Origin of the sequence: Micromonospora sp. NPDC048843, from assembly GCF_040649965.1 — a bacterium.
GTDB classification, from domain to species: Bacteria; Actinomycetota; Actinomycetes; order Mycobacteriales; family Micromonosporaceae; genus Micromonospora; species Micromonospora hortensis.
The window spans coordinates 1-1,501 of record NZ_JBEZGJ010000363.1 but is presented as its reverse complement, the minus strand read 5'-3'; the positions used below and the strand labels follow the sequence as shown (position 1 = coordinate 1,501).

1 protein-coding gene is annotated in these 1,501 nt (G+C 66.0%); it reads right to left on the bottom strand.

Annotation, left to right across the window (positions count from 1 at the left end; all coding sequences use genetic code 11):
- Nucleotides 1-33: 33 nt before the first annotated feature.
- Nucleotides 34-1,359 carry an IS4 family transposase gene (locus AB0C20_RS36100; RefSeq protein ID WP_357569706.1) on the bottom strand — a complete coding sequence of 442 codons (1,326 nt, stop codon included), beginning with the start codon at nt 1,357-1,359 and terminating at the stop codon, nt 34-36.
- Nucleotides 1,360-1,501: the final 142 nt, after the last annotated feature.

Genomic DNA, 1,501 nt, shown 5'->3' with positions numbered 1-1,501 from the left:
CAACGCCGTTCAGTTAAGTGGTTGGTGTGGTCGTCAAGGGTCGGGGATGACGATGTCGATACTGGTGGTGGCTTGGTAGCTGCGCCGGTCGATGGTGGGGCCGCGGGCTTGGTATTTGCTGTTTGAGCGTTTGATCATGCGGGTTTTGGTGCGTAGGCGGCGTTCGGGCAGTAGGTGGGCCAGGACGTCGGCGCCGATGACGCCGACCAGATCGATGACGGTGTCGGCCAGCACGCCGGCGGCGTGCACGATCTGGTCGCGGGCGGTGTTCAGGGCGGTGGTAAAGCTGGCGCGGTCGGGGTCGAGGCCGGGTCGGCTGTCGGTGGCGTCGACCATCGCGGTGCGTAGTAGTTGATAGACGCTGAGCAGGGCGTAGATCTCTTGCTGGATGCCGTCGGGGGTGCGGGCGCGTAGGACTCGTCCGCCCAGGATTGAGGATTTGAGTTCGAGGTAGGCGCTCTCGATCTCCCAGCGCTGGTGATAGAGCCGGATCAGTTCGGCGCTGGGATGGGTGACTGGGTTGAGTAGGGTGGTGATCAGCCGGTAGCCGCCGGTGTGGGTGCCCGCGGTGGTGGTGATGCTGATCTGCGCGTCGATGACTCGGATCGGCTGCCCGCCGATGATGGAGGAGAAGGATCCGTCGTGATGGCGGCGCAGGGTCGGTAGCTTGCGGCCGGTCTTACAGCGGATCAGCAGATGCGCGCCGGTGGCGGCCAGAGTGATGATCAGGTCCGCGGCGGCGTAGTTTCGGTCGGCCAGCAGCAGCATCCCGGGCCGCAGGCTGCGACAGAGGTGGCGGGCCTGGTCGAGTTCCCCGACGCTGACCGGGTCGAACACGGCGTCCAGCACTGAGCGGGTGCCGCAGGACAGCAGGGCGCTGAGCCGTAGTTGCGGATAGCCGGAACCGCCGTTGTTGCAGCGTTGTTTGGCATAGCGACCGCTGTTGGCGGCCGAGTCCGCGACCGTCAGGAACGTTCCGTCGACCACGGTCAGTAGCAAACCCCGCCAGCGCACCTGAGCGGCGCTGGTGACGGCCGGCCCGCGCAACAGATCGAACAGGGCCTGCACCGGTTGCGGACCGAGACGTTGCCGGGCTTGGCGCAGGGCACTGCCGGTGGGCGCCACGAGTGGCAGGCCGGACAACCCGCTGGTCAGCTTGGACCACACCTGCCGGTATCCGAGTTCGGCGAACAGGCATCCCGCGAGCAGCAGATACATCACGACCCGGGCCGGCAACAGCCGAACCCGCGACTGCGTTCGCCTGGTCACGGCCAGGACATCATCGACCATCTCGAACGGCACCAGCCGAGTCAGCTCGCCCAGATGACCCGGCGCGAACACCCCCGCAGCTACCCTCACCGTCCGGGTTATGGCAATCTGATCAGCCAGCGGAGCTCCAGGTTCAAGGGCGTCTTAGAGTGACCACCCTCTATACCGGAGCTCCGCTGCTTTACGCCTCAGACACGCCTTGACGATCCGCCCAACCGCTTAACTGAACGGC